Source organism: Rhodoferax sp. (assembly GCF_013297935.1).
Lineage (GTDB): Bacteria > Pseudomonadota > Gammaproteobacteria > Burkholderiales > Burkholderiaceae_C > Allorhodoferax.
The window spans coordinates 148,946-174,512 of record NZ_JAAFIX010000001.1; the positions used below are offsets into that span (position 1 = coordinate 148,946).

Genomic DNA, 25,567 nt, shown 5'->3' on the forward strand with positions numbered 1-25,567 from the left:
TTGTGCAGCCGCAAGCCATGCGTGTTGCGCACGACCCTATGCCATTTCTGCCAGCGCCAAGCCGCCCTCCAGGTGCCACACCTGGCGGTGGCCACGCTCGCGCAACAAGGCCGCGGCCTGCCGGCTGCGCGCACCACTGCGGCAAAACATGACCAGTGGCCCGAGTGCCTCAGAAAAGTCGGCAGGCATGGTGTGGCGCAGCGTTTCCAGCGGCACATTCACCGCGGGCGTGTGGTGAACCACGGTATGCGCCCAGGGCAGCAGGTGGCGGCTGGCCTGGTGCTCCGCGGCGTCGCGCACATCCACCATGCGGGCATCGGGGTAGAGCTGAAAAAAGGCACCCAAGGCCTGGGCGGACAGTGCGCCAGCGTCTGCACCCCTAGCGGCAGCGGCGACTGCTATTGCTGGGGCTCCCACAGTCGCCGTGTCTGCTGCAGGCTTAGCGCCGGGCACGGCCGATGCGCGCAGCACCTGACCGCACAGGGCAATGCGGGCACAGGCCTCGTCAATGAAGGCATCGTCCACCGTGGCCCCTATCGACAGGCGAACTGCACCCGTGGTTTGCCACACGGGCAGGCCCATGGCTTGCAACACATAGCTGGGCTCGGCCTTGGCGGCGCTGCACGCACTGCCCGCGCTCACCCGCATGCCGGCCGCGTCAAACACATTGACTAGCGTGCTGCTGCGCAGGCCCGGCACCGAAAAATTGAGCGTGGTGGGCAGGCTGCCCGCAAACGGCATGTTGAACACCACGCCGGGGAAGGCGGTGCGCAGCGCATCGGCCAGGCGCGCCCGGTCGCGCTCCAGTTGCCCATGGGGGCGGAATACGGTGGTGTCGCCCTCCTCCAGCACCTGCAACACGGCACCCAGCGCAGCAATGCCGGGCATGTTTTCAGTGCCGGCGCGGCTACCGCCTTCCTGGCCGCCACCGGCCATGAGCGCGGTGTAAGGGCTGCCTTCGCGCACATAGAGCATGCCGATGCCCTTGGGCGCATACAGCTTGTGACCCGAAAAAGGCGCGTAGTCCACGCGCGTGGCGGCGAGGTTCATATCCAACTTGCCCAGTGCCTGCACGCAGTCCACCAGCCAGCGCGCGCGGGAGCCGCTGGCCCCCAGCGCCGCCTCTATGCCCGCCAGGTCCGACACCACACCGGTCTCGTTATTGGCGGCCATGGTGCACAGCAGAGTGGCGCCGGGCACATGTTGTTTTAAAAACTCCAGATCGTGCAGGCCTTGGCGATCCACCGGCACGGTCAGCACCGGCAAGTGCAGGCCGAGCAAATGGTTCCAGTGGGCCACCGCCTGGGGCACGGCCTTGTGCTCGGTGGCACCAAGCAAAATGGGGCCGTCTGCCGCCTCACCCGCGTCCCGCCGGGCGCGCACCTCGCACAGGGCCGACAACACGGCGGTCTGAATACCCTCGGTCGCGCCACTCACAAACAACAACTGCCCGCTGCCCGTGCCCAACACACGGGCCGCCTGCGCACGCACGCCATCCAACAGAGCCTTGGCACGCAAGCCGGTGCTGTGGCTGCTGCTGGGGTTGCCAAACTGGCCCATGAGGGCCAACACCGCAGCATCGCGCGCGGCAGGCAGCACGGGGGTGGTGGCATTGCAGTCCAGGTAAATCTCGTGGGCAGGTGCGTGCATGGCAGTTCGCTCGGGGTGGGTGGCAAAACCATGATGGTAGGCCGCGCCTGCGGTGCAAACGTTTCGCTTTTCATCTACTTATCTATTTCTGTAGAATGAATATTCTCAAAATTAACAGCGAGCAGAACCCATGACCTCTAAAGAGCTGGACCGCACCGACCGCGCTATTCTGAGCGCGCTGCAACAAGACGGCACCCTGTCGGTGGCGCAGCTCAGCGAAAAGGTGGGCCTGTCCACCACGCCCTGCTGGAAACGGGTGAAGGCCATGGAGGAGTCAGGGCTGATTGCCAAGCGCGTGGCCATCGTCAACCGCGAGCAGGCCGGTCTGCCAGTCACCGTGTTTGTGAGCCTGCGCACCAACCGGCACGACGACGCCTGGCTGCGCGAATTCGCCGCCGCCGTAGCCGCCATGCCCGAGGTCATGGAGTTCCACCGCATGAGCGGCGATGTGGACTACCTGCTCAAGGTCGTGGCCGCCGACATTGCGGGCTACGACCGCTTTTACAAACGCCTGATTCAGAACGCGCAGCTGGCCGGAGTGTCCAGCGCGTTCTCCATGGAAGAGATCAAGAGCACTACCGCGCTACCATTGTGATAGCGGCTTGCGCATACTTCATGAGGGCTAGAGGCCTATTTCATGTGAAATTCAAGTCTCAGCTCAATGCGTAGTCATATCGGATAAAGCCATGGTGCTTGGCCACACGGTCATACAGACCTCTACCCCTTGATCCTTTGCTGCACCAGCGCAGCCATGTGCGCAGCCGCATCGCCCGCTTGGCCCCCCAATCCTGCGGCTACGCCCCGCTGGTCCGCCGCCGGGCGATTCTGGCTCACCTTCCACTTGCCGACCCAGCGCTGCACCGGAATCTCGATACCGACGATGGCGCGCAGCATTTTGGAGATGTAGTCGGCGGGTGCGTCCGACACCTGCCAAGGGTGGGCCTGACCCGACTCATGGGTCTGGGTCAGCCGCGTCACGATATCCAGCACGCGTGCTTCATCGTCAAACACCTGCGGGACACCATGGGCATGCACCGTGGCGTAGTTCCAGGTCGGCACGGCCATGCCGTTGGCCTGTTTGCTGGGGTACCAGTTGGGCGACACATAGGCCTGCGCACCCGTAAAGACCGCGACCGATGGCGCCCCTGCTGCCAGCGCCTGCCACACCGGATTGGCGCGGGCAACATGGCCGACCAGCGTGCCGTGTTCGCCGCGCTCCACGTCCAGCAACATGGGGATGTGGTTGACCAGCAATTCCCCCTCATGCTGCACGACCCAGGTGGCCAGCGGATGGGACCGCACCAGGGCGTGCAAGGTAGCGACGTCGGTCTCAGCAAAGTGGGAGGGCAGGTAGGTCATGGTGAACAAGCGTGCTGGTAAATTGGCTCTTCAGTTTATAAACTTTCTTATATAAATAAAGAGCCAATTTAAAGTGATTCAAAGAACCATTGCGCCCGACCAGATGCCGCCCCACAAGCCCCGCAGCGGGAGTGTGCGGCAGCAGGTCTATCTGGAGCTGCGCCGCGCCATGGAGCAAGGCACCTTCAAGCCGGGTACGCGCCTGCCCGCGTCACGCGATCAGGCCAAGACGCTGGGCGTCTCGCGTAACAGCGTGTTGTGGGCGCTGGAGCGCTTGCAGTCCGAAGGTTATGTCGTGGCGCGTGTGGGCGATGGCAGTTATGTGGCGGACAACCTGGGCGCATTGGCGTCTTCGGGCGCGGCAGCCCAGGGATTGCGTCCCCCCGTTACCGCAGGCCTGTCACAGCGTGGGCGCCTGGTTGCCGACACGGTGCTGCGTTGGAACCCTCCCTTGCAGCCCGCGCTACCCTTTCGCATTGGTGCACCCGAGATCGCCACGTTTCCCTTTGCGGTGTGGGACCGGTTAGCGCGCCAGGCCTCCAAGGAGCAGCGCATGGCACAGGCCCAGTACCTGGACCCTGCCGGTTCACCCGCGCTGCGCGACGCGGTTGCACAGTGGCTGTGGGCGTCGCGCGGCATACGCTGCGAAGCCACCCAAATCGTCATCTGCTCGGGCTCGCAACAAGCTATTGACTTGGTCGGCCGGCTGCTGTTGGATGTGGGCGATGAAGCCTGGGTAGAAGACCCGGGCTACCCCGGCATACGCGCCAGCCTGGTCGGTCACGGCGTGACGGTGCGCCCGGTGCCGGTGGACCGCGAAGGCGTGGTCGTGGAGCAAGCCGCATCCCTGTGGCCCGCCGCCCGGCTGGCGGTGGTGACACCCACCTCGCAATTCCCCACCAGCGTGCGCATGAGCCTGCCCCGCCGCCTGGCCTTGCTGGACTGGGCCAACGCGCAGCAGGCTTGGGTGGTGGAAGACGACTACGACGGGGAGTTCCAGTACGGCACACACCGCCTGCCCGCGCTATGCAGCTTGCCCCATGCGCAGCGCGTGCTGTATGTGGGCACCTTCTCCAAAACACTGCACCCCGGCTTGCGCCTGGGTTTCATCGTGCTGCCGCACGCACTGGCCGGCGCCTTCGCGATGGCCCGTGCGCTGACCGACCGCCACGCGCCCGGCGACGCGCAAGACGTGCTGGCCCGCTTCATCACCGAGGGGCATTTGCTACGGCACCTGCGCCGCATGCGCGAGCTGTATCCGCAGCGCCAGAAAGTCTTGATCGAGGCCTTGGCAAAGGCCAGCCAAGGGCGCATGGTGTTGCAGCCCAGCGAACAAGGCTTGCACCTACTGCACGAACTACCGGGGGGCCAGGACGACCTCGCGTTGTCCGCACGTGCCGAGCAGGCAGGCTTGATGCTGGCGCCGCTGTCGCGTTACGCCATCGCGTCCCAACGCAGGGGATGGCTGTTGGGTTACGCGGGGTACGACGGGGTGGCGCTGCGCAAGGCTGCCGCCACGCTGGGTAAATTGCTACTAAATAGATAGCTTCTTGCGCAATATCTGCTAGGGCTAGAAGCCTATTTGGCACCAAAACTACCGCAACACATCCCGCTTGAACTTAGGCACTTCTTTCACCCACGCCTTGAGCGCGGTGGCCCTTTGCACCACGGCGCTTGCAATCTGCTGGACCAGCGCGCGCTCGGTCTCGGTGTAGACGGTGTCTTCGGCTTGCAGCGGGGCTTGCACGAGGGCCGCACTGCACAGGCTATCCAGCTCACGGGCAAAAAAGGCTCGGGGTATGCCGCAGCGCTCGCACAGGTCGGCCAATGCAAACGACTTCACCCCGTCCAGCGCGAACACATCGCCAAACGCCATGGCCAGCTCGTGGTCAATAGCGTTCGCGGGGTACTGCATCACACTGACGAGGTCATACAGCTCCGCCACATTCAAGCCCGCCCGACTCACATGAAAGGAGATGTTTTTGCCATGCGCATCGCTATTGCCAAGGAGTAGCGTGGTGGCGGCCCACAGCACCAGCCGCTGCATGCCAAGGGCAGGAGTTTCCAGATGCGCTCTGGCCGCAAAAATCTTCTCAAAACTGGCGCCATCGCGGATGTGCGCTACGTCTGCCCCGCTCCCCAGGTTGCGCTCGTATTTAGCGGCTGGCGGCAAATCTGCCACCTGGCAGCCGTCAATGATGTGCAGCCGCTGCTGCGCGGCCAAGGCCAAGGTTTCCCCCGTAGGTTGGCCACTCGCGTCTACCACCTGCGCGTGCTGCACCTGGCCGGTGGGTGCGCGGTCAAAGCGCTTCACCACCAGCACGGGCGATGGAACTCGCACGATAGACACTTCGGCCACATGCCGCTGCCCGTAGCGCTGCTGGCTGATGCGCCCTGCCAGCTGCATGCAAAAGTGCTCGTTGGCCACCATGCATGGCAGGCTTGCGCTCAGCGGCTCGGGCTTGAGGATGTGGGTCGACGGCACCGCCCCATCCGCCAACCACCAGCGCCCGTCGTGCCAATGGGCCAACAGCTTGTCTTGGTAACCGGCAATTGACATGCGCACCTTGCCGTCCCACACGCTGAACGGCACCTGGGCACGAGCGGCAATGCGCTGCGCCAACTCGTCGGGCGATAACTCCCGCGCCACAGCGGGCAAGGCTGCGGGCCGCTGGCCTGCGGGCAAAAAGCTAAGCCCCCCGGTCGTCTCTTGGCCCAAGTAGCGAATCAGGCCGAAGATGTTGTTCTTTTGGATGCTGGTGTGCGTGGACGCCACGTCCAGCGCCCGCCCCTCGGGCAACAGGTTTTCTAGAAAGCGGCGTATGGAATGCGAATCCGCCGCCCGCCCCAAAGGCAAGTGCGGGGACAAGGCATAACCCACCACCGAAGACTGCCACCCGGCGGTGTACTGCAGCGCAAACCGGTCCGCCTGCGGGTCCAGGGCCACACGGGCCACGGCTTCGTTGCCCGAAAAAATGTCCAAGGCGTAGTTCAGGTTGGGCAAGGCAAACAGGTCGTCGTTCATGGCAAGGGCTCCGCAGGTGCAGCCAGCGCGGCAATCGACGCTTCGGTGGCATGGGCCAGACTGGCCGGCACAGCAAACAAATGCAAGCCCAGGCCTTGCAGCACCAGCAACAAGCGGTCCACGGTAATGGCCTTGCCGTTTTCTAACCGAGAGAGCACGTCGGCCGACACGCCGCACAGCGCCGCCGCATCGTCAATGCGCAGCCCGTGCCGCACCCGCTGGTTACGCACATGGATGCCCAGCCCCGCCAGATCGAGAATGTGTGGAGTCGGGTCGGCAGCGAGCGCGTGGAGTTTGCGGGCCATTGTTTCGCCTTACAGGAATAATTAACGAAATGGCGATGATAGAGAATTAATTACGGAATATCAAAATAATTATTCTCACACGACGAATGGATCGATTGTTTTGGATGGACGAAACAATTTTTAACAGGCCTTCACGCCCGAAGTGATGGAGTCCTGCCGCGCATCAGCGGTGATGTGGGTGACCTGCTCAAAGTCGCGGCCACCGACTGTGCGGGCGACAACCACGTGCACAAACGCCTGGTCAAGAACACCACGGCGCTACCATTGTGATAGCGTCTCGCGCATATTCCATAAGCGCCAGAGGCTGATTTGTCTCTTAAACGGCTTGATTGCATCGGGTGGCGTCAAATCCCCGGTTGCAGAAACAAAGAGCGCGAATCACCCGCTTGGGGGATGTTTGGTACTTGGCAACGCAATTACACTGAAACCCAACTGCTGCCGGGTTTGGCAGTTTTTTAAATCACGATTGACGGCAATGGAACATGCCGAAAATCCAGTGCCCATGGGGCGTTCAATGGAGATCAGATGTCCAATTTATGGAGCAGTGATCAACTTATAGAGCAGGGTTTGCTCTGGACATTGCGTTAGACGAATGAAAAAAGACTCTCTAATTGCCCTTGCCTTCTGGGCGGCTGTAATTTTTCTAGTGTACGGAGTAACCCGTGGCGCCTTCGTCATGATCGGTTTCATCGCCGTGTTGGTGGCAATTGCGGACTACTTCGGCACTAGAGACCAGCGTAAGCCGCCATCCACTTCCGAACGCACTCTCGCACACCTTTGGGTTTGGCTCAGGCGCGCAGTTTGTTGGCCCATAGGTGGCCTTTTAGTGTACCGAAGCGTCTACAGTCTGCTACCTTCAGAAGTCGCAGGCGATGCACCATCTTGGCTGGTGAGACTATTTGGCGTTTTGCTTGGAGTTCTCTTTATCTACATTGGTTTCGTTGGTCAGGGCAACGATCGATCTGCGCTTCGAGATGACATTAAGCTACACAAAGAGAACAAGCGCAGGTACAAATTATGGTTCTAGATCAAGTGCCTAACATTTCGCTCGGCTAGGACACGCAGCAGCAGAAAACCGCTTCGCGGCGCTTGCTGCGCGATGGAAGGGTTAAACGACACCTTACTTCGCGACAAAGTGGAAGTGCAGATACGTTACATGCTGCAGGGCCGGGCCATTCGTGTAGAGGCGGTAGTTGAGCACACCCTCACGTTTGGCAAGTTCTCTCGCAAGCGCGAAACATCCCAGTACGTACGGCGAGTCTTCTGGTTGCAGTTCAAGAATGTTTCGAACGTCTCGCTTTGGAAAAAAGACAAGATGCACCCGCCCTTCTGGCCTCGGGTGCTTGACCGCGACGCACTCGTTCGACTCACCGACGGAAGGAATAAGGTTCGACGTTTGCTGAATAACTGCCGACGCGAGCAACCCAACGAGGTCATTTGGCTTGTAGCAGCTACTTTCGCATGTAGATGCGGCAAGGAATGACCTCGGGATCGTTCTTGAGAAGAGCCAACCACCAAGAGCGATTCCGACAGCAAACGTGATGGCGATTGATATGGCGCGGCGCATGGGTCGTGGCGTCTAACGTAATGCATAGAGCAAACCCTGCTCTATAAGTTGGTCACTGGTCCATAAACTGGACATCTGATCTCCCTTGAAAGCCCCATGGGCACTGGATTGTCGGCATGTTTCATTGCCTTCAATCGTGATTAAAAACTGCCAAACCCGGCAGCAGTTGGCTTTCAGTGTCATTGCGTTGCCCGCTGCCAAACATCCCCCAGCGTGCCAGGCAGATTCCCCGTTGAGCCTCACAAATGCCCCCCTCCGGTAGCACAAAGTGCTCCGCAATAGGTCTCCTCATTGTGATCGTGATTTTGGCGACCATTGCTCATGCGGCGGACAATCCAAGCGTCAGCAATAGCGCCGCGCTGGGCAAATTGCTACCAAATAGATAGCTTCTTGCGCAATATCTACGAGGGCTAGAGGCTTATTTCTCTTAAAACTCAGGCCTCAACCGTCACCCGCCCCTGCGCGTAACGCCCATCCCCGCGCTGGAACACCTTGTCATCCAACAAAACATCCCCCGGCACGTAGCTAGGGCCGCTGTTCAGCCGCTCGTAGATCGGGTCAAAGTCAATGCGAGCAAGGGCCAGCAGGTCGTCCAAGCTGTCGAGCACAAAGTAGCACTCCTGAAAATCGTCGATGCGGTAGTGGGTGCGCATGACGCGCTCTAGGTCAAAACCGATGCGGTGGGGCGAAGCGCTTTGCACCGAGAACGCGCTCTCGGTAAAGCTGGACGCAATGCCTGCGCCATAGATGCGCAGCGCCTCTTGCGCACCGCCCTCGCCCTGCACCTGCTCTTTCACCAGCCCAAACTCCACCGTGTACCAATACACGCGCGCCAACTCGGTGAGCTTGCCGATGCGCTGCGCGCGCAGCCCCGCCTCGCCATAGAGCTGGATGAAGTCCGCCATGACCGGGTGCATGAGCATGGGCACGTGGCCGAACACGTCGTGAAACACATCGGGCTCTTGCAGGTAGTCCAGCTGGTTTGCACTGCGGATGAAGTTGCCGCTGGGGAAGCGGCGGTGGGCCAGGTGCTCAAAAAACACCTCGTCAGGCACGAGGCCCGGCACGGCCACCACCTGCCAGCCGGTGCGCGGCTGCAGCACTTCGTTGAGCGCCGCAAAGTTGGGGATTGCCTCCGCGCTCAGGGGCAGCGCTTGCATGCCCTCCACAAACTCGCGGCAAGCCAGGTGCGGCAGCAGCGCGGTCTGGCGCTCAAACAGCGTCTTCCACACCGCGTGGTCTTGGGCGCTGTAGTGCTCCCAGCGCTGGGGGATGGTGTGGTCGTGTGCCATGTCCGCCCTCGCCTCAGGCCGCGTGTGCCGCCAGCACCGTGCCCCGGCAGTCGCCAAAGCCGATACGGCGCGCACCTTCGCGTTGGCAGCTGCCCCGCAAGATGATGGTGTCGCCGTCTTGCAAAAAGGTGCGCGTCTCGCCATTGGCCAGCGTGAGCGCCTGCTTGCCGCCAAGAGTCAGCTCCAAGAGCGAGCCGCCCTGCTCCGGCTGTGGGCCGGACAAGGTGCCGGTGCCCAGCACATCGCCGCTGCGCAGGTTGCAGCCGTTCACCGTGTGGTGGGCCACCAACTGCGCCAGCGTCCAATACGCGTCGCGCAGGTTGGATTGCGAGAGGCGCACGCCTGCGCTGCCTGCGGCCCGCATGGCGGGGGTTTGCAGCCAGACTTCGAGCTGCACGCCGATGGCGCCTGCGCTGCGGTTGTGCGCGCTGTCCAGATACGGCAGCGGCTGCGGGTCGGCCGCTGGCCGCTCAAACGCCGCGCGAAACGGGGCCAGCGCCTCCAGCGTCACCAACCAGGGCGACACGGTGCTCGCAAAGTTTTTGGCGAGAAACGGGCCCAGCGGCTGGTACTCCCAGGCCTGCACATCGCGCGCGCTCCAGTCATTGAGCAGGGTCAGGCCGAAGATGTGTTCTTCGGCATCCGCTATAGAAACAGGAGCGCCCAGCACATTGCCCATGCCGCTCCAGGCGGCCATTTCAAGCTCGTAGTCCAGCCGCGCAGTGGGGCCGAAGTCGGGCACGCTGGCGCCGGGCTTGAGCGTCTGGCCGCGAGGGCGGTGAAATTGCTGGCCACTGGCGCCAATGCTGCTGGCGCGCCCGTGGTAGCCAATGGGCACCCACTGGTAGTTGGGCAAGAGCGGGTTGTCGGGCCGGAAGAGCTTGCCCACCGTAGTGGCGTGGTGGATGCCGGTGTAGAAGTCGGTGTAGTCGCCCACCTCGCAAGGCAGACCCAGCTCCACTTCGGTTTGGCGCAAGAGTGCGTCGGCCCACACTTTTTGCAGAGCCGAGCCTGCGCGCAAGCCCTCCCAGAGGGCTAGGCGTAGCGCGCGGCGCTCGGCCACCGGCAGGGCCATGAGGCGGTGCATGTCGTTGTGGTCCACCAGGCCCACGGCGTGCAGGTCCAGCACGCGGTCGCCAATGGCCACGCCAATTTGCCAAGGCTCCATCGCGTTGTGGCGGAAGCGGCCAAAGGGCAGGTTTTGGATGGGGAAGTCGGTGTCGGGCGCGTTGGCGCTCTCCACCCAGCTCTGGGTGTCGGGCGCGTGGGTGGCGTCCAGAGTGGTCAGCGCTGCGCTCATGCTTGGGCTCCCAGTTCTTTGGCGTGCAAAAAGGCGGCGTGTTTGGGTGCGCGCTTGGTCACGCTCCACTCTTCGAGCATCTGCCATTTCACAGCGTCGGCCATCGCAATTTTTGCGGCCTCTTCCGGGTCCGGGCAGGCCAGTTCCAGGCGGTGGCCGTTGGGGTCAAAGAAGTAGATGCTGTGGAACATGCCGTGGTCGGTCACGCCCAACACGTCCACGCCCTGCGCCTCCAGGTGCGCCTTGAACGCCAGCAGCTCGGCGCGGTCTTTCACGCGAAAGGCGATGTGCTGCACCCACTCGGGGGTGTTCGGGTCGCGGCCCATGGGCGGCTGCGTGGGCAGCTCAAAGAACGCCAGCACATTGCCCTGCCCTGCGTCCATGAAGATGTGCATATAAGGGTCTGGCGCGCGGGTAGAGGGCACCAGGTCTTCGGCAATGGCCAGCACAAAGTCCATGTGCAGCATCTTCTGGTACCAGAGCACAGTTTCTTTGGCGTCTTTGCAGCGGTAGGCCACGTGGTGAATGCGGTCGATTTTCATAGTGTTGTCTCCTCGGTCCGTCTGGATTCGCCTGGGTTCACTTGGCAGCTTCGAGCACGCCACGGTTGATCTGGTCGCGCTCCAGCGATTCAAACAGCGCTTTGAAATTGCCTTCGCCAAAGCCCTCGCGGTAGTTGCCTTTGCGCTCGATGAATTCGAAGAACACCGGGCCCAACAATGGTTGCGAGAAGATCTGCAGCAGCAGGCGCGGCTGGCCCCCCTCGGTGGTGCCGTCCAGCAGAATACCGCGCGCTTGCAAATCGCTCACCGGCTGGCCGTGGCCGGGCAGGCGCTTGGCCAGGTTCTCGTAATACAGATCGCTGGGCGCAGTCAGCAGCGGAATGCCGGCCATTTGCAACTTGTCGATCGCGACCGGCAGGTCTTCGCACAGCAGGGCGATGTGTTGAATACCCTCGCCGTTGAACTGCATCAAAAACTCTTCAATCTGCCCGCCGCCCTGGCGCGCTTCTTCGTTGAGCGGAATGCGCACCAAGCCGTCCGGCGCGGTCATGGCCTTGGAGGTCAGGCCGGTGTACTCGCCCTGAATGTCGAAGTAGCGGATTTCCTGAAAGTTAAACAGCTTGCTGTAGAAGTCGGCCCAATACGCCATGCGGCCCCGGTACACGTTGTGCGTGAGGTGGTCGACCACGCTGAAGCCGTGGCCCACGGGGTGGCGGTCCACGCCGGGCAGGAATTCAAAGTCGATGTCGTAAATGGACTTGCCATCTTCATAGCGGTCAATCAGGTACAGCGGCGCGCCGCCAATGCCCTTGATGGCGGGCAGATTCAGCTCCATGGGGCCGGGGCGCAGCTCTACCGGCTGGGCACCCAATTCGAGGGCGCGCTTATACGCAATGTGTGAATCTTTCACCCGAAACGCCATGCCGCAGGCGCTCGGCCCGTGCTCGGCAGCAAAGTAGCCGGCCACGCTTTTGGGCTCGCGGTTCACGATGAAGTTGATGCCGCCCTGGCGGTACAGCACCACGTCTTTAGAGCGGTGCTTGGCCACCAGCGTGAAGCCCATGCGCTCAAACACGGGTTCAATAATGCCCGCCAAAGGCGACGCAAACTCCACAAACTCAAAGCCCATCAGGCCCATGGGGTTCTCAAACAAATCGGTGTGGGGGGTGGTCATAGCGGGCTCCTCTAGGTGATGCAAAAGATAGTGAATTGTGGGCAGAAGTGCGTGCAATGGGTTTGCATAACTTCACAGGAAAACCCTCAATGCCGCATAATTTGTGCATGAAAAGCACCTCTAACGAAGATTCGCTGCTCGACGGGTTTGATGTAAGCCTTCTCGCCGCATTGCAGCGCGATGCCTATGCCACCCACCAGCAAATTGGCGAGCAAATTCATTTGTCTGCCTCACAGGTGAGCCGGCGGGTGCAGCGCCTGCAGGCCGCGGGCCTGATTCGCCGCTATGTGGCGCTGCTGGAGCCGCAGGCCCTGGGCCTGGGCGTGCGCGCCATGAGCTATGTGACCCTGACCCGCCATGGCGGCGACGAGGGCACAGCCTTTGAGCGCGAGATTGGCAGCATCCCCGAAGTGCTGGAGTGCTACTCGGTAGCCGGTGAGTCCGACTACATGCTGCACATCGTGTGTGCGGACCTGGCCGTGCTGTCGGAGCAGGTGCTGCGCCGCATCACCCGCATTCAGGGTGTGGGCAGCATTCGCTCCAATATTGTGCTGGGCTGCATCAAGAGCAGCACCGAGCTGCCGCTGGGGCATTTGCGGCGCTGAGCTGTGGGGCGCTAACTCGTGCGCCGCGCAGCGGGGCTTACTTGACGGTGCGCCGCCCCACTCCCAGTGCCGCGCCCACGCTGAGCAGCAGCACAAAACCTGCGCCCACCAGCGTGGCGCCGTACCAGCCCCGGTCCATGAACACGCCAAACACCAAGGGCGAAATGGCAAAGCCGGTATCCAGCCCCGAGTACACCAGCCCGTAGACCCGGCCGGTAGCGCCCTTGGGCGTGGCCTTTTTAATCATCATGTCGCGCGACGGCCCGCCAATGCCCACCGCAAAACCCGTAATCGCCAACACCACCATAGTGCCGGTTGCACCCAGCCAGCCGGTGCCGCAGAGCGCCAACAGCGCCGCACCCACCGCCATGGCCCAGGCCACCACGCGGTCGGAGTGTTGCGACTTGGCCGCCACAAAACCACCAATGAACATGCCCACCGCGCCACACAGCATGTAAGAAGAAATGGTGTAGGTAGCCGCCTCAAAGCTCACGCCGTGCATGGCTTTCAAAATCGACACCGCGTAGCTCTGCACCACCGCCAGCGTCATGGTCGAAAGCAAAAAGAAGCCGAAGCACCACCACACTACCGGCAGCTTCATAAAGGCCATGTCGTGCTCGGCCTGCGGGCCGCCTGCCACGGGCGCCACTTTGCGGGCCACCGTGGTGTGCAGGTACTGGCGCTGGGTCAAGAGCACGCCCATCACCACCACAAACAAGCCCGCAGCGGCCAGATAGGTCTGCCGCCAACCGATGATGGCGCCCAAGCCCGCAAAAAACACCGGCGCCAGCGCCCAGCCCAGGTTGCCGCTCAGGCCGTGCGCGCTAAACGCATAGCCCAGGCGCGGGGTGGACACGCGTTGGTTCAGGATGGTGAAGTCCACAGGGTGAAAGGTCGAGTTGCCCAAACCGGCCAGCACCGCCACCAGCATCAGGCCGGCGTAGCCCGTGACAAACGAGGCCGTCACACAGGCCACCACAAACAAACTCAGCGCCATGAACATGAGCGGGCGCGCACCAAAGCGGTCCACCACAAAACCCGCGCAGGCCTGGCCCACGCCCGACACCACAAAAAACGCCGTCATCAGCAAGCCGAGCTGCGAGTAGTTCAGGCCAAACTCTTTCATGAACACCGGAAACAGCAGCGGCAATATCAAGTGGCCAAAGTGGGAGCTGGCGTGGGCCAGCCCGATCAGGCCGATCACGGTGGCGTCTTGCTTCAAGGGAACGGCGGGTGCCGCAGCGGCGGCGGGCGAAGAGAGGGTGGCAGTGGTCATGCAACGCATCGTACGGGCGCAGGTGCTTTCTTGATTACGACAAAAAGACAATAATTGTCGAAAACCCGCCAAACCTGACCCGACGATCAACGCCCATGAAACGCAAGGCCCCGCTCACCCCCGTGTCGTTTGACACCTCCGCCAAGCGCCCGCCCACTACCGAGCGCCCTGTGCGCAGCCGGGCCCGCTCGCTGGCTATGGACGCACACATCGAGCCCCACCAGCACCCTTGGTCGCAGTTCACCTACTGCGCCAGCGGGCTCATGCAAGTCACCGTGACGCAGGGCGAGCGGCAAACCACCTTTATCGTGCCGCCCAGCCGCGCGGTGTGGATTCCGCCCCACGTGCAGCACAACGTGGTGGTGCTGGAGACTGCCGAGCTGCGCACTGTAGACATTGCCCCCAGCGTGCTGCCCGCCAACTGGACCGAATGCCGCGTGCTAGTGGTGAGCCGGCTGCTGCGCGAGCTGGTGCACGCGCTCGAAGGCAGTGAGCCCGGCCCGCGCGACACCGCCCTCATGGCCCTGACCGCCGACGAGGTGACCCGCTCCGACACCCAGGCCCTGGGCGTGCCTATGCCCCACCCCGAGCATGGCGACAAGCGCCTGCGCGCCCTGTGCGAAGCCGTGTTGCGCGACCCGGCCGAAAAAGGCCAGCTGCGTGAATGGGTGGCCGATGTGGGCGCCAGCGAGCGCACCATGGCCCGCCTCTTCCGCGACGAGCTGGGCACCAGCTACCAGCAGTGGCGCACCCAAGCCGTGTTGGCCCACGCCCTGCCCCAGCTGGCCCGCGGCGTGCCCATCGCCCAAGTGGCGGCTGCTGCGGGCTACGCCAGCGACAGCGCGTTCTCCGCCATGTTCAAGCACAGCATGGGCAAAGCGCCGAGCCACTTTCAGGCCAAAACGCTATCAAAATAGGAGCTGCTTGCGCATGTTTTGTGTGGGCTAGAGGCACTTTTGGCTTAAAAATAAGGAGTGTGTCGCGGCCTAGCTATCATCTTCCGCTTGGGAGAACACAACACCAAACACGCCGCAGCGCAAGCCTTCATTATTCGGTCTGGCGCCGTCCACGCATCAGCCGGACGACATTCTTAAGCGGCCGATCACCGCTTCAACAAACTACAAATTCCCGACTAAACGCATAAGCCGAGGCCAGATACATGAGTGTTTATAAATACTTTTCTCCGGAAAACGCTGAGCGTTATTTGACTACCTGGGCGATGCGTCTCACACCACCGAACCGTGTCAATGATCCATTCGAAATGCGCCCAAGTTTTGACGCATTTTCAGAAGCTGCAGTTCAAAAATTTCTAAGTACAAGAGCGCAAGATTTATCAAAGGAAGTAGCTATGAAGATAGCTGCCAAACTTCCACATAAAAGTGAAGGTACGAACAATCCGGCGTTGAGTGCGTTAGCACGGTACCTTTTTGATTGCGAAACAGAGGAAGACTTGGCAACACTCTTGCAAATCACATCAAGCGCAGAACTTCATGCAATAAGAGTTCAAGCTCAAAAGGCTATCTACGACCAGCTACCTACTTGGAACTCAGATACTGAAAATGCATTGCGCCAGAGTGCAGCAGAGTCGTTGGGCATGTTGTGCCTAAGTGGGAGCTCAAATAATCCTTTGATGTGGGCGCACTATGCCAAAAGCCACGAAGGAGTCGTCGTGGAGTTTGACGAGAATCACCCGACATTTCACCGCCGTCGGAGTAGCGTTGACGAGTTCGGGTACCTACGCAGAGTCTCATACGCAGACACCCGGCCCAGCATTTCGAAAATTGATGGAAACGACACATTCATACAACTCGCATTTGTCAAAGGACTTGACTGGGCGTATGAACAAGAACATCGGATGATTTGGCCGTTGAGCCTTGCAGATTGCTCCAAAAGTATTGGAGAGGAAACCATCTATCTACTGGAAGTACCAGCACTGGCAGTAAAGAGCCTTACTTTCGGTTGTAAAGCTGAAGCCAGCTTTACCCAACAGATAGTGCAGATACTTTCACAAAACAAAGACGCAGGCCATATTCAGGTCTACCAGTCCTTTGTGTCGACTGATACCTTTGCACTGTGCTACCAGCCTTACCAAGGTGTCGACAACGAAGCACTATCAAAATAGTAGCAACTTGCGATTGCTAGTTGCGGGCTAGAGAGGGGCAGAATCAAAAAATCAACCCAACTTGCCTGCCAGCTGCAACGAAGCCCGTAGCGCATCGTTAATGCGCGTCTGCCAGCCATCGCCACTGGCGCGCAGCGCGGCAGGCACATCCGGGTCCAAGCGAATTTTTACGGCCTCTTTGGTACTGGCCGCACGGGGCCTGCCACGCGGCTTGAGCACAGCGCCTTCGTAGCGGTCGGCCGTTTGAAAGAAAGCCTCGGGCAGCTCAGGCGCGGCGTCAGGGTCAGTCCAGGTGGCGAGCGTAGTAGGTTTTTTCGCGGTCATTGGCTTTCCTCATACTGATAATGCGGCGCTACCTCGAATACTTCCGCCGCGCGGGCGAAGTCCAAGCCTTTTTCGGTCAGCGTCTGCTTCAGTTTTTGGCTGTCAAATTCTATTTGCACAGTTATTTATTGTGCCCCCATTAAATCACCGGCACACTCTTCCAAAATGCCAGCTGCTCGCAAACCAAGGCGGAACGCGAACCATTGAAAACACCGTCGATCAGGGCACAATGCGGCAACCATCTACGAACAGGTTTATCTATGCCTCCACCAACCGTTCTGAACCAGCAAGCCCTACAACAGTTTTGCGAAGCGCACCACATTCGTAGCTTGGCCCTGTTTGGCTCGCAGGCCAAAGGAACTGCGCGGCCGGATAGCGATATTGACTTGTTGGTGGACTTTGAGCCTGACGCAGTACCGGGCCTACTTGGCATGGCCGTGCTGGAAGATGAGCTGTCAGCGCTCATGGGAGGACGTAAGGTCGATTTGCGCACGCCAAGCGATTTGTCCCGGCACTTCCGGGATGAAGTGGTGCACACCGCCCAAGTGCAATATGCACGCTGAAGATCGCATTCGCTTGCTCCACATGGTGGAGGCGGCCCAGGCCGCATTGAAGTTTGTCGGCGGCAAAAAGCAGGCAGACCTTCAATCAGACCAGATGCTGCTTTTCGCGGTGGTGCGAGCCATTGAAATCCTGGGCGAAGCCGCAAACAAGGTGTCTGAAGACTTGCAGTCTGGCAACAATTCCATTCCGTGGCGCGCTATTGTGGGCATGCGCAATCGCTTGGTACATGCCTACTTTGACATAGACACTGAAATGGTCTGGAAGACGCTTCAGAACGAAATCCCGGGACTGCTAGGCGCTCTGCAAGCGCTGCTCCTCAAGGATCAGGCGTAGAAACTCGGATTCACGTCCAACAATTTCATCAAGCAGTTACCTGCACACCCTTCCAAAACGCCACCCGGTCGCGCACCATCTCGGCTTCAGGCTTGGGGTCGGCGTAGTACCAGACAGCGTCGATGTTCATCTCACCGTTCACCATGAGCGAGTAGTAGCTGGCTTGGCCTTTCCAGGCGCAGCTGGTTTTGTGGTTGCTGAACTGCACGTAATCGCGGTTCAGGCTGCTGGCGGGAAAGTAGTGGTTGCCTTCCACGAGCACGGTGTCGGTGCTCTCGGCGATGGTGGTTCCGTTCCAAATAGCTTTCATGGGTGCTCCAGGGGCAAATAGGGTTTTGCTATTGCAACACAAGCCGCCCGGCGGGCTGCGCTTTCGGGTCATTGGGGATTGGCTTATCCTGTGGCCTCATTTAAAAGGGCTTCACCATGCTGCACTCCCCCCGATTCATGCGCCGTCATCTCTTGGTTTTGGCCGCCGGCCTGTTGGCTTGCTGGGGCGCACACGCCCAGACCGCGGTGCGCGTGGCCTCCAAAATCGACACCGAAGGCAAACTGCTGGGCAACATCGTGGTGCTGGCCCTGGAGGCCAACGGCATCAAAACCGAAAACAAAGTAGCACTGGGCAACACCAAGGTGGTGCGCACAGCACTGGTGGCGGGCGAGATTGACCTCTACCCCGAGTACACCGGCAACGGCGCTTTCATGCTGGGCGACGAGAGCAACAAGGCCTGGAAAGACCTGCGCGCGGGCTACGAGCTGGCCAAGAAAATGGATCTGGAGAAAAGCCGCCTCGTCTGGCTGGAGCCCGCACCGGCCAACAACACCTGGGCGATTGCGGTGCGCAAAGATGTGGCCACCGCCAACAAGCTGCGCACCCTGGACGACATGGGCCAATACATCGCCAAAGGCGGTGCGTTCAAGCTGGCCGCCTCGGCAGAGTTTATGGAGCGCGCCGACGCCATGCCCGCCTTCCAGGCCGCTTACGGCTTCAAGCTGAAAGCGGACCAGGCGCTGGTGCTGGCCGGGGGCGACACGGCAGCCACCATCAAAGCGGCAGCCGAAAAAACCTCGGGCGTTAACGCCGCCATGGCCTACGGCACCGACGGCCCCGTGGCCGCACTCGGCCTGGTGGTGATGGAAGACCCCAAGGGCGTGCAACCCGTCTATGCCCCCGCCCCCGTGGTGCGGGAAGAAGTGCTCAAGCGCAACCCCGCCATTGCCACGGTGTTGGCGCCCATTTTCAAAACCCTCGATGGCCCCACCCTCCAGGAGCTGAATGCCCGCATTCAGCTCGAAGGCGTGGATGCCAAGCAAGTCGCGTCTGCCTATTTGCGCAGCAAAGGCTTTTTGAAATAAGCGCCGGGTGAGCGCCCCTTTGCCGCACAGCCTCCCTGCACAGACACCCCCCGCTTTCAACCCGGTGCTGGCGCTGTGTGCAGTGCTGGCGCTGGGGGCCGCGTGGGCCCTGCCCTTCGTGCGGGTCGCGCCGAACCGGCTGCTGTCTGGCGAGCCGGTTTTTTTAACGCAGGTGCTGCAGGCCCAAGGCGGCTGGGGTGCGGCGCTGTTGGTGGCCTGGCTGTGCATAGCCATTACGCAGTCTCACAAGCGCTTCACCCAAGCCAGCGTGGCGCTGGTGATGGCGGTCGCCCTGGCCGGCCTGTGGCTGCTGGCCGGCCACCATGCCAGCACGGCCAGCCAAGGCGACAACCCGCTGACCCGCACCGCGCTGGGTGCGGGCTTTTGGACGCTGGCCGCGCTGGCCTGGATGGCCGCGCTGGACGCGGTCACCCGCTTGCAGCTCGCCACCCTGCCGCGCTTGCTGCTGCAAGCGGCACTGCTTGTGCCCCTGCTGCTGGCACTCCCTGCGGGGCAGGACTTGTCGATTGCCAAGGAATACGCCAACCACCGCGATGTATTCGCGCCCGCTATCTGGCGCCACTTGCAGATCGTGCTGCTGGCTATTGCACCGGCCGTGGCCATTGGCGTGTCGCTGGCCTGGCGCATGACCCGCGCGCCGCGCCTGCGCGAGACCTTGTTTCCGGTGCTCAATGTGATTCAGACCATTCCCTCTATCGCCCTCTTTGGCCTGCTCATGGCGCCGCTGGCGTGGCTGGCCGCCCAAGCCCCTGCGCTGGGCCGGCTGGGCATCAGCGGGGTGGGCTTGGCGCCTGCGGTGCTGGCGCTGCTGCTGTATGCGCTGCTGCCCATCGTGCGCTCGGCCTTGGTCGGGCTGGAGCAGGTGCCAGAAGCCACCGTCACCGCGGCGCGCGCCATGGGCATGACGCCACGCCAAGTACTGTGGCATGTTGAGCTGCCGCTGGCCTTGCCGGTGCTGCTGATCGGGCTGCGCACCGCGGTCGTGCAAACCACGGGCCTGGCGGCTGTGACTGCGCTGGTGGGTGCTGGGGGATTAGGCAGCATCATGTTTGACGGCTTGTTCAGCGCGGCCAACGAGCTGGTGATGCTGGGTGTGATTCCCATCGTGCTGCTGGCGGTGCTGGCAGACAGTTTTTTCAAAATGCTTGGCACCCTGCTGGAGATGCCCGCCGCATGATCACGTTTGACCACACCTGCAAATCCTATGGCGGCACCTCCGCCATCACCGACCTGAACCTGCTCATCGCCCAAGGCGAACTGGTGGTGTTGCTCGGGCCCTCGGGCTCGGGCAAGTCCACCGCGCTCAAAATGATCAACCGCATGGTCGACCACGATGGTGGCCGCATCCTGCTGAACGGCGAAGAAATCTACAGTTTCAATGTGCAGGATTTGCGCCGCCGTATGGGCTACGCCATTCAGTCCGTGGGCCTTTTCCCGCACTGGACGGTGGCGCGCAACATTGCCACCGTGCCCACGCTGCTGGGCTGGGAGCCCGCCCGCGTGCAAGCCCGGGTGACCGAGCTGCTGCAGCTGCTGGACATGGCCCCCGCCCAATACGCCAGCCGTTACCCGCACCAGCTCTCCGGCGGGCAGCAGCAGCGGGTGGGCGTGGCCCGTGCGCTGGCTGCCGACCCCGATGTGTTGCTCATGGACGAGCCCTTTGGCGCGCTGGACCCGGTCACCCGCGCTAGCCTGCAACTGGAGCTCAAGCGCATTCACCGCGCTACCGGAAAAACCATTGTGCTGGTCACCCACGACATCGACGAAGCCCTGCTGCTCGCCACCCGCATCGTGTTGCTGAACCAGGGCCGCATTGCGCAAGTGGGCACGCCGCTGGAGCTGCTGCAGCAACCCGCCAGCGACTTTGTGGCCGACTTTATAGGCCGCGCAGACGTGGGGCTCAAGCAGCTTTCACTGCGCCCGGTGGCCACGTCGGTGCAAGCCGTGCAGGGAGCCGCGCCCACCCACGTGATTGCAGATACCGCCACGGTGCGCGAAGCCATTTCGCAAATGGCGGCGCTGGGCGTGTCGGTGCTGGGGGTGTGCGATGCCGAAGGCAGCCTGCTCGGCCAGGTGCGGGCTGCGGACTTGCTGGAAGCACGGCATGGCTGACACAGCGGGCCACTGGTGGGCCGACCGGCTGGCTTGGACCGTGGCAGCACTGCTGGCGCTGGCCTATGGGCTGCCGTATTCCCAACCCTTATTCGCGGCTCTGTTTCCTGCCCTCCCGCGCCCGGTGTACCTGCAAGAGCCCTTGGCCACTTTGTTGTGGCAGCACCTCGGGATGGTGCTGCTGTCGAGCGCCGTGGCAGTGCTCGCCGGTACCGCCGCAGGCTTGGCCACCACGAGGCCGACGGGGCGCGCCTTCAAGCCGCTGATGGAAACACTGGCCGCCATGGGACAGACCTTTCCGCCCGTGGCGGTGTTGGCGGTGGCGGTGCCCGCGGTGGGTTTCGGTGAGCTGCCAGCGCTCATAGCCCTCGCCCTCTTCGGGCTGCTGCCGGTGCTGCAGGGCACACTGGCGGGGCTGGAGTCGGTGCCACGCCCGGTGCTGGAATCTGCCCGCGCCATGGGCCTCTCGCCGTGGCACTTGCTCACCCAGGTGCAGATCCCGCTGGCGCTGCCTTTGTGGCTGGCGGGTGTGCGCACGTCGGTCGTCATCAACATCGGCACAGCCGCCATTGCGTCCACGGTGGGCGCCAAAACGCTGGGCTCGCCCATCATCGTCGGGCTCTCGGGGTTCAACACGGCGTATGTGTTGCAAGGTGCGGTGCTGGTGGGCCTGCTGGCCGTAGCGGCCGACATGGCATTTGAACGGCTGGCGCGCAAGCTATCAATTCAATAGCTACTCGCGCAGGTTTCATGTGGGCTAGAGGCCAAAAACACCTCTAAACCCACCTGACCAGCCTTTAGTTGAAGCTGAACTGTCCCGGCGCCAGAATCGGGTCCACGCCCACTTGAATCGTCGACTTGGGCGCGAACTTGCCTTCCAGCAGTAGCCGGGAGAGCGGGTTCTCGATGCGCTGTTGGATAGCGCGCTTCAAGGGCCGGGCACCGAACACCGGGTCAAATCCCACCTTGGCCAGCTCGGCCACCGCCGCGTCGCTCACCGCCAGCGTCAGGTCCATCTTGGCCAGGCGGCCCATGAGGGTGGCGAGTTGGATTTTGGCAATCGAGGCGATGTTGGCAGCGTCCAGCGAGTGGAACACCACGGTCTCGTCGATCCGGTTCAAAAACTCGGGGCGGAAGTGGTTTTTGAGCTCACCGGTCACCGCTTCTTTCACATCCTCGTAGTCCTGCCCCACCATGCTCTGGATGAGCTGGCTGCCGATGTTGCTGGTCATCACGATGACCGTGTTTTTAAAGTCCACGGTGCGGCCCTGGCCGTCGGTCAGGCGGCCATCGTCCAACACCTGCAGCAGCACGTTGAACACATCGGGGTGGGCTTTTTCCACCTCGTCGAGCAGCAGCACCGCGTAGGGCTTGCGGCGCACGGCCTCCGTCAAATAACCGCCCTCCTCGTAACCCACATAGCCGGGCGGCGCGCCGATGAGGCGGGCCACGCTGTGCTTTTCCATGAACTCGCTCATGTCGATGCGGACCAGGTGCTCTTCGCTGTCAAACAAGAAACCGGCCAGCGCTTTGCACAGCTCGGTTTTGCCCACGCCCGTGGGCCCGAGGAACAGAAAAGAACCGGTGGGCCGGTTCGGATCACTCAGGCCTGAGCGCGAGCGGCGGATGGCGTCGGCCACGGCCGAGACGGCTTCGTCCTGCCCGACCACACGGTCGTGCAGCTTGCCTTCCATTTGCAGCAGCTTGTCGCGCTCGCCTTGCATCATTTTGCTGACCGGAATGCCGGTGGCGCGGCTCACCACTTCGGCAATTTCTTCGGCGCCCACCTGGGTGCGCAGCAGCTGGTTGGCTTTGCCGCTGGCAGCCTTGCCGGCCTCTTGGTCTTGCGCGGTTTTGAGGCGCTTTTCCAGCTCGGGCAGCTTGCCGTATTGCAGCTCCGCCACCTTGGCCAGGTCGCCCTTGCGGGTCAGGGCTTCGATCTCGGTGCGCAGCTTGTCCATTTCTTCACGCACCTGGGCGCTGCCCTGGGCGGTGGCTTTTTCGGCCTTCCAAATTTCATCGAGGTCGGCAATTTCTTTTTGCAGCGTCTGGATTTCCTCGTCGATCAGCTCCAGGCGCTTGAGCGAGGCTTCGTCTTTCTCGCGCTTCACAGCCTCACGCTCGATCTGGAGCTGGATCAAGCGGCGGTCCAGCTTGTCCATGACCTCGGGCTTGGAGTCCAGCTCGATCTTGATTTTGGAGGCGGCCTCGTCGATCAGGTCAATGGCCTTGTCCGGCAAAAAGCGGTCGGTGATGTAGCGGTTCGACAGCTCGGCCGCCGCCACGATGGCAGGGTCGGTAATGTCCACACCGTGGTGCACTTCGTAGCGCTCTTTCAGGCCACGCAGGATGGCGATGGTGGCCTCGACCGTAGGCTCGCCCACCAGAATTTTCTGGAAGCGGCGCTCCAGCGCAGCGTCTTTTTCAATGTATTTGCGGTACTCGTCCAGCGTGGTGGCGCCCACGCAATGCAGCTCGCCACGCGCCAGCGCGGGTTTGAGCATGTTGCCCGCGTCCATAGCGCCCTCGCCCTTGCCGGCACCCACCATCGTGTGCAGCTCGTCGATGAACACAATGGTCTGGCCTTCGTCCTTGGCCAGATCCTTGAGCACATTCTTCAGCCGCTCTTCAAACTCGCCGCGGAATTTGGCACCGGCCAAGAGTGCTGCCATGTCCAGCGAGAGCACGCGTTTGCCTTTGAGGCTGTCGGGCACTTCGCCTTCCACAATGCGCTGGGCCAGGCCTTCCACAATGGCGGTCTTGCCCACACCGGGCTCACCGATCAGCACAGGGTTATTCTTGGTGCGGCGCTGGAGCACCTGGATGGCGCGGCGGATTTCGTCGTCCCGCCCGATCACCGGGTCCAGCTTGCCCATGCGGGCGCGCTCGGTCAGGTCGATACAGTATTTTTTGAGGGATTCGCGCTGGTCTTCCGCGTCCGAGCTATCGACCTTCTGGCCGCCGCGCACTGCGTCAATGGCGGTCTCCAGGCTCTTGCGGGTCAGGCCGTTGGCGCGGGCCATTTGCCCGGCGTCGCCCTTGTGGTCGGCTACGGCCAGCAAAAACAGCTCGCCGGCAATGAACTGGTCGCCCCGCTTGATGGCTTCTTTTTCCGCAGCCTGCAGCAGCGACACCATGTCGCGCCCCACTTGCACCTGCTCGTGGCCCTGCACCTGGGGTAGGCGCTTGATGCCAGCCTCGGCCGAGGCCAGCAAGCCCGCCACGTTGACACCGGCGCGGTTCATCAGCGCTTTGGGGGCGTCGTCGGTGCGGATCATGGCGGCCAGCACGTGCACCGGCTCAATAAAGGCGTTGTCGTGGGTGAGCGCCAGGGTCTGGGCTTCAGCCAAAGCTTCTTGAAATTTGGTGGTGAGTTTGTCGATTCGCATGGGGTTCCTCCTGGCGGTTCATCCGGTTATGCATCAGCTTGGGGCCCGGCGGGTGCTTTTCAAGTGAGCCAGGCGCGCCGTGTTTGACCTAGCGCAAACTCGCGCCATACGGGCCTGTGCGCCCGATAATGCGCTCTGGCCATTTTGTCTTTGAGTCCGCATGCAAGTCCACCAGTTTCAAGTCAGCTACGTCGCAGAACAAGACCGCATTCTGGTGCGCATGAATTCGACCGCGGGCGACGAGCAAAGCCTGTGGCTGACCCGTCGCTTGATGCTCAACCTCTTTCCCCATCTGGACAAGGCGGTGCACGAGTTGAGCCTGAGCACCGCAAGCGCCGTGGGCCACGATGGCGCGGCAGACCATGCAGTACGCGCCTACCAGCAAGAAGAAACCTTGAGCCAGTCCGACTTTGAAACTCCCTACCAGGAGGTGTCGCCGGACGATGCGGCCGGCCCTCTGCTGGTTACCACCGCCCACTACCAGTTGCGCAACGAGCAGGAAATGAGCTTGCGCTTTGACGAAAAGTTCAAAGGCCAGACCGAGGCCCGGAGCATCGAGATCAACATGGTGAGCGAAACCGCTTTGGCCTTGCTGCATGTGCTGCGCCTGGGCCTTCAGGCCAGCGGCTGGGGCATTGGCGGAGCTAGTGCCACGGAGGCACCGGTGCTGCGCGCACCTGAACCGCAGGAAGACGATGCCGGTGAGTGGGACGCCTTCACCCACGCCGAGCGGCCCAAGTACCTCAACTAAGCGGGTCTGCGCCCGGCCCGGCTCAGGCGTTGCGCGCCGTGATGCCCCAGCGGGCCAGCGCGTCGTCGTCGCTCACACGGGCATCCACCCAGTGCGCGCCATCGGGTGTGGTCTCTTTTTTCCAAAAAGGCGCCTGGGTCTTGAGGTAGTCCATGATGAACTCGCAAGCCTGAAAGCTCTGGCCCCGGTGCGCAGATGTCACTGCCACCAGCACCACGCCCTCGGTCGGCAGGAGCACGCCCACCCGGTGCACCACGCGAGCGCCGTAGATGTCGAAGCGCGCAAACGCCTCGTCCACCATAACCTCGATGGATTTTTCGGTCATTCCGGGGTAGTGCTCCAACTCCAGCGTTTGCACCGAACCGGCAGCCCCCGGTGCATTGCGGTCGCGCACAGTGCCGACAAAGCTGCACACAGCGCCCACGCGCGGGTCACCGGCTTGCAGGGCCGCGAGTTCGGCCGCTACATCGAACGCGGCGGTCTGAATCCGCACCCAGGGTGTGCTGCTATGGGTCATGGTGAGAGCCACCGTACTGCCC

General features: G+C 62.0%; 26 protein-coding genes. 12 read left to right on the plus strand and 14 right to left on the minus strand.

Annotation, left to right across the window (positions count from 1 at the left end; all coding sequences use genetic code 11):
* Positions 1–36: 36 nt before the first annotated feature.
* Complete coding sequence (locus QZW03_RS00730; RefSeq protein ID WP_296507418.1) at positions 37–1,650, minus strand: aminotransferase class V-fold PLP-dependent enzyme; 1,614 nt, start codon at positions 1,648–1,650, stop codon at positions 37–39.
* Between the two features lie 130 nt (positions 1,651–1,780).
* Between QZW03_RS00730 and QZW03_RS00735 the strand changes: the two genes are divergently transcribed.
* Positions 1,781–2,245 (plus strand): Lrp/AsnC family transcriptional regulator, encoded by a 465-nt coding sequence (locus QZW03_RS00735; RefSeq protein WP_296507419.1) that lies wholly within the window; start codon positions 1,781–1,783, stop codon positions 2,243–2,245.
* 122 nt (positions 2,246–2,367) lie between these two features.
* Here QZW03_RS00735 and QZW03_RS00740 read toward each other — a convergent pair whose 3' ends face one another.
* On the minus strand, positions 2,368–3,009 hold the full coding sequence (locus QZW03_RS00740; protein WP_296507420.1) for an FMN-binding negative transcriptional regulator: 642 nt from the start codon (positions 3,007–3,009) through the stop codon (positions 2,368–2,370).
* Between the two features lie 73 nt (positions 3,010–3,082).
* Between QZW03_RS00740 and QZW03_RS00745 the strand changes: the two genes are divergently transcribed.
* On the plus strand, positions 3,083–4,555 hold the full coding sequence (locus tag QZW03_RS00745) for a PLP-dependent aminotransferase family protein (RefSeq protein WP_296507422.1): 1,473 nt from the start codon (positions 3,083–3,085) through the stop codon (positions 4,553–4,555).
* A 48-nt stretch (positions 4,556–4,603) separates the two neighbouring features.
* Here QZW03_RS00745 and QZW03_RS00750 read toward each other — a convergent pair whose 3' ends face one another.
* From QZW03_RS00750 to hppD, 7 genes are all read right to left on the minus strand, one after another.
* Entirely contained in the window at positions 4,604–6,034 is a 1,431-nt protein-coding gene (locus QZW03_RS00750) for a HipA domain-containing protein (protein WP_296507424.1), read from the minus strand.
* Positions 6,031–6,339: a helix-turn-helix transcriptional regulator gene (locus QZW03_RS00755; RefSeq protein ID WP_296507426.1), complete on the minus strand. Its 309-nt coding sequence runs from the start codon at positions 6,337–6,339 to the stop codon at positions 6,031–6,033. The genes QZW03_RS00750 and QZW03_RS00755 overlap by 4 nt, the downstream gene beginning before the upstream one ends.
* Positions 6,340–7,459: 1,120 nt before the next feature.
* A complete protein-coding gene (locus QZW03_RS17405; protein WP_366481297.1) occupies positions 7,460–7,906 on the minus strand; it encodes an HIT domain-containing protein in 447 nt (148 codons plus the stop codon).
* 434 nt (positions 7,907–8,340) lie between these two features.
* Positions 8,341–9,198, minus strand: coding sequence for a phenylalanine 4-monooxygenase (phhA, locus tag QZW03_RS00760; protein ID WP_296507428.1), 858 nt, complete (start codon positions 9,196–9,198; stop codon positions 8,341–8,343).
* A 13-nt stretch (positions 9,199–9,211) separates the two neighbouring features.
* Complete coding sequence (fahA, locus tag QZW03_RS00765; protein ID WP_296507430.1) at positions 9,212–10,498, minus strand: fumarylacetoacetase; 1,287 nt, start codon at positions 10,496–10,498, stop codon at positions 9,212–9,214.
* Positions 10,495–11,040, minus strand: a complete 546-nt coding sequence (locus tag QZW03_RS00770) for a VOC family protein (protein WP_296507432.1) — start codon at positions 11,038–11,040, stop codon at positions 10,495–10,497. Before QZW03_RS00770 ends, fahA begins: the two co-directional genes overlap by 4 nt.
* Before the next feature lie 37 nt (positions 11,041–11,077).
* Complete coding sequence (gene hppD / locus QZW03_RS00775; RefSeq protein WP_296507434.1) at positions 11,078–12,175, minus strand: 4-hydroxyphenylpyruvate dioxygenase; 1,098 nt, start codon at positions 12,173–12,175, stop codon at positions 11,078–11,080.
* A gap of 107 nt (positions 12,176–12,282) precedes the next feature.
* Between hppD and QZW03_RS00780 the strand changes: the two genes are divergently transcribed.
* A complete protein-coding gene (locus tag QZW03_RS00780) occupies positions 12,283–12,780 on the plus strand; it encodes an Lrp/AsnC family transcriptional regulator (protein WP_296507435.1) in 498 nt (165 codons plus the stop codon).
* A 37-nt stretch (positions 12,781–12,817) separates the two neighbouring features.
* On the opposite strand, the gene QZW03_RS00785 is transcribed toward QZW03_RS00780, so the two are convergent.
* The gene (locus QZW03_RS00785) at positions 12,818–14,056 is read right to left on the minus strand and encodes an MFS transporter (protein ID WP_296507436.1); all 1,239 of its coding nucleotides are present in this window, start codon (positions 14,054–14,056) and stop codon (positions 12,818–12,820) included.
* A 95-nt stretch (positions 14,057–14,151) separates the two neighbouring features.
* Here QZW03_RS00785 and QZW03_RS00790 point away from each other — a divergent pair, with 95 nt between their 5' ends.
* On the plus strand, positions 14,152–14,973 hold the full coding sequence (locus tag QZW03_RS00790; RefSeq protein WP_296507437.1) for a helix-turn-helix transcriptional regulator: 822 nt from the start codon (positions 14,152–14,154) through the stop codon (positions 14,971–14,973).
* A gap of 242 nt (positions 14,974–15,215) precedes the next feature.
* A complete protein-coding gene (locus QZW03_RS00795; RefSeq protein WP_296507439.1) occupies positions 15,216–16,178 on the plus strand; it encodes a DUF2971 domain-containing protein in 963 nt (320 codons plus the stop codon).
* Positions 16,179–16,229: 51 nt separating this feature from the next.
* On the opposite strand, the gene QZW03_RS00800 is transcribed toward QZW03_RS00795, so the two are convergent.
* The gene (locus QZW03_RS00800) at positions 16,230–16,502 is read right to left on the minus strand and encodes a BrnA antitoxin family protein (RefSeq protein ID WP_296507441.1); all 273 of its coding nucleotides are present in this window, start codon (positions 16,500–16,502) and stop codon (positions 16,230–16,232) included.
* 260 nt (positions 16,503–16,762) lie between these two features.
* Here QZW03_RS00800 and QZW03_RS00805 point away from each other — a divergent pair, with 260 nt between their 5' ends.
* Both QZW03_RS00805 and QZW03_RS00810 read left to right on the plus strand, forming a co-directional pair.
* Complete coding sequence (locus tag QZW03_RS00805; RefSeq protein WP_296507442.1) at positions 16,763–17,065, plus strand: nucleotidyltransferase family protein; 303 nt, start codon at positions 16,763–16,765, stop codon at positions 17,063–17,065.
* Positions 17,055–17,399 (plus strand): DUF86 domain-containing protein, encoded by a 345-nt coding sequence (locus QZW03_RS00810; RefSeq protein WP_296507444.1) that lies wholly within the window; start codon positions 17,055–17,057, stop codon positions 17,397–17,399. Before QZW03_RS00805 ends, QZW03_RS00810 begins: the two co-directional genes overlap by 11 nt.
* A gap of 28 nt (positions 17,400–17,427) precedes the next feature.
* On the opposite strand, the gene QZW03_RS00815 is transcribed toward QZW03_RS00810, so the two are convergent.
* Complete coding sequence (locus tag QZW03_RS00815; RefSeq protein WP_296507446.1) at positions 17,428–17,709, minus strand: DUF427 domain-containing protein; 282 nt, start codon at positions 17,707–17,709, stop codon at positions 17,428–17,430.
* Between the two features lie 116 nt (positions 17,710–17,825).
* Here QZW03_RS00815 and QZW03_RS00820 point away from each other — a divergent pair, with 116 nt between their 5' ends.
* From QZW03_RS00820 to QZW03_RS00835, 4 genes are read left to right on the plus strand one after another with little or no spacing between them, the layout of a single operon-like run.
* Positions 17,826–18,755 carry an ABC transporter substrate-binding protein gene (locus QZW03_RS00820; protein WP_296507448.1) on the plus strand — a complete coding sequence of 310 codons (930 nt, stop codon included), beginning with the start codon at positions 17,826–17,828 and terminating at the stop codon, positions 18,753–18,755.
* Between the two features lie 7 nt (positions 18,756–18,762).
* Positions 18,763–19,953: an ABC transporter permease gene (locus tag QZW03_RS00825; protein WP_296507450.1), complete on the plus strand. Its 1,191-nt coding sequence runs from the start codon at positions 18,763–18,765 to the stop codon at positions 19,951–19,953.
* The gene (locus QZW03_RS00830; RefSeq protein WP_296507452.1) at positions 19,950–20,888 is read left to right on the plus strand and encodes an ABC transporter ATP-binding protein; all 939 of its coding nucleotides are present in this window, start codon (positions 19,950–19,952) and stop codon (positions 20,886–20,888) included. The genes QZW03_RS00825 and QZW03_RS00830 overlap by 4 nt, the downstream gene beginning before the upstream one ends.
* Positions 20,881–21,621, plus strand: a complete 741-nt coding sequence (locus tag QZW03_RS00835; protein ID WP_296507454.1) for an ABC transporter permease — start codon at positions 20,881–20,883, stop codon at positions 21,619–21,621. The genes QZW03_RS00830 and QZW03_RS00835 overlap by 8 nt, the downstream gene beginning before the upstream one ends.
* Positions 21,622–21,685: 64 nt before the next feature.
* Here QZW03_RS00835 and clpB read toward each other — a convergent pair whose 3' ends face one another.
* A complete protein-coding gene (clpB, locus tag QZW03_RS00840; protein WP_296507456.1) occupies positions 21,686–24,277 on the minus strand; it encodes an ATP-dependent chaperone ClpB in 2,592 nt (863 codons plus the stop codon).
* Between the two features lie 160 nt (positions 24,278–24,437).
* Here clpB and QZW03_RS00845 point away from each other — a divergent pair, with 160 nt between their 5' ends.
* Positions 24,438–25,028 (plus strand): hypothetical protein, encoded by a 591-nt coding sequence (locus QZW03_RS00845; protein ID WP_296507458.1) that lies wholly within the window; start codon positions 24,438–24,440, stop codon positions 25,026–25,028.
* A 22-nt stretch (positions 25,029–25,050) separates the two neighbouring features.
* Here QZW03_RS00845 and QZW03_RS00850 read toward each other — a convergent pair whose 3' ends face one another.
* Positions 25,051–25,545 carry a molybdenum cofactor biosynthesis protein MoaE gene (locus QZW03_RS00850; RefSeq protein ID WP_296507460.1) on the minus strand — a complete coding sequence of 165 codons (495 nt, stop codon included), beginning with the start codon at positions 25,543–25,545 and terminating at the stop codon, positions 25,051–25,053.
* Positions 25,546–25,567: the final 22 nt, after the last annotated feature.

Bases quoted from the DNA above. Each gene is read 5' to 3' on its own strand.
- QZW03_RS00730 (WP_296507418.1), bottom strand. From the start codon at position 1,650: ATGCACGCACCTGCCCACGAGATTTACCTGGACTGCAATGCCACCACC.
- QZW03_RS00735 (WP_296507419.1), top strand. From the start codon at position 1,781: ATGACCTCTAAAGAGCTGGACCGCACCGACCGCGCTATTCTGAGCGCG.
- QZW03_RS00740 (WP_296507420.1), bottom strand. From the start codon at position 3,009: ATGACCTACCTGCCCTCCCACTTTGCTGAGACCGACGTCGCTACCTTG.
- QZW03_RS00750 (WP_296507424.1), bottom strand. From the start codon at position 6,034: ATGAACGACGACCTGTTTGCCTTGCCCAACCTGAACTACGCCTTGGAC.
- QZW03_RS00755 (WP_296507426.1), bottom strand. From the start codon at position 6,339: ATGGCCCGCAAACTCCACGCGCTCGCTGCCGACCCGACTCCACACATT.
- QZW03_RS17405 (WP_366481297.1), bottom strand. From the start codon at position 7,906: ATGCGCCGCGCCATATCAATCGCCATCACGTTTGCTGTCGGAATCGCT.
- phhA (WP_296507428.1), bottom strand. From the start codon at position 9,198: ATGGCACACGACCACACCATCCCCCAGCGCTGGGAGCACTACAGCGCC.
- fahA (WP_296507430.1), bottom strand. From the start codon at position 10,498: ATGAGCGCAGCGCTGACCACTCTGGACGCCACCCACGCGCCCGACACC.
- QZW03_RS00770 (WP_296507432.1), bottom strand. From the start codon at position 11,040: ATGAAAATCGACCGCATTCACCACGTGGCCTACCGCTGCAAAGACGCC.
- hppD (WP_296507434.1), bottom strand. From the start codon at position 12,175: ATGACCACCCCCCACACCGATTTGTTTGAGAACCCCATGGGCCTGATG.
- QZW03_RS00780 (WP_296507435.1), top strand. From the start codon at position 12,283: ATGAAAAGCACCTCTAACGAAGATTCGCTGCTCGACGGGTTTGATGTA.
- QZW03_RS00785 (WP_296507436.1), bottom strand. From the start codon at position 14,056: ATGACCACTGCCACCCTCTCTTCGCCCGCCGCCGCTGCGGCACCCGCC.
- QZW03_RS00790 (WP_296507437.1), top strand. From the start codon at position 14,152: ATGAAACGCAAGGCCCCGCTCACCCCCGTGTCGTTTGACACCTCCGCC.
- QZW03_RS00795 (WP_296507439.1), top strand. From the start codon at position 15,216: ATGAGTGTTTATAAATACTTTTCTCCGGAAAACGCTGAGCGTTATTTG.
- QZW03_RS00800 (WP_296507441.1), bottom strand. From the start codon at position 16,502: ATGACCGCGAAAAAACCTACTACGCTCGCCACCTGGACTGACCCTGAC.
- QZW03_RS00805 (WP_296507442.1), top strand. From the start codon at position 16,763: ATGCCTCCACCAACCGTTCTGAACCAGCAAGCCCTACAACAGTTTTGC.
- QZW03_RS00810 (WP_296507444.1), top strand. From the start codon at position 17,055: ATGCACGCTGAAGATCGCATTCGCTTGCTCCACATGGTGGAGGCGGCC.
- QZW03_RS00815 (WP_296507446.1), bottom strand. From the start codon at position 17,709: ATGAAAGCTATTTGGAACGGAACCACCATCGCCGAGAGCACCGACACC.
- QZW03_RS00820 (WP_296507448.1), top strand. From the start codon at position 17,826: ATGCTGCACTCCCCCCGATTCATGCGCCGTCATCTCTTGGTTTTGGCC.
- QZW03_RS00830 (WP_296507452.1), top strand. From the start codon at position 19,950: ATGATCACGTTTGACCACACCTGCAAATCCTATGGCGGCACCTCCGCC.
- QZW03_RS00835 (WP_296507454.1), top strand. From the start codon at position 20,881: ATGGCTGACACAGCGGGCCACTGGTGGGCCGACCGGCTGGCTTGGACC.
- clpB (WP_296507456.1), bottom strand. From the start codon at position 24,277: ATGCGAATCGACAAACTCACCACCAAATTTCAAGAAGCTTTGGCTGAA.
- QZW03_RS00845 (WP_296507458.1), top strand. From the start codon at position 24,438: ATGCAAGTCCACCAGTTTCAAGTCAGCTACGTCGCAGAACAAGACCGC.
- QZW03_RS00850 (WP_296507460.1), bottom strand. From the start codon at position 25,545: ATGACCCATAGCAGCACACCCTGGGTGCGGATTCAGACCGCCGCGTTC.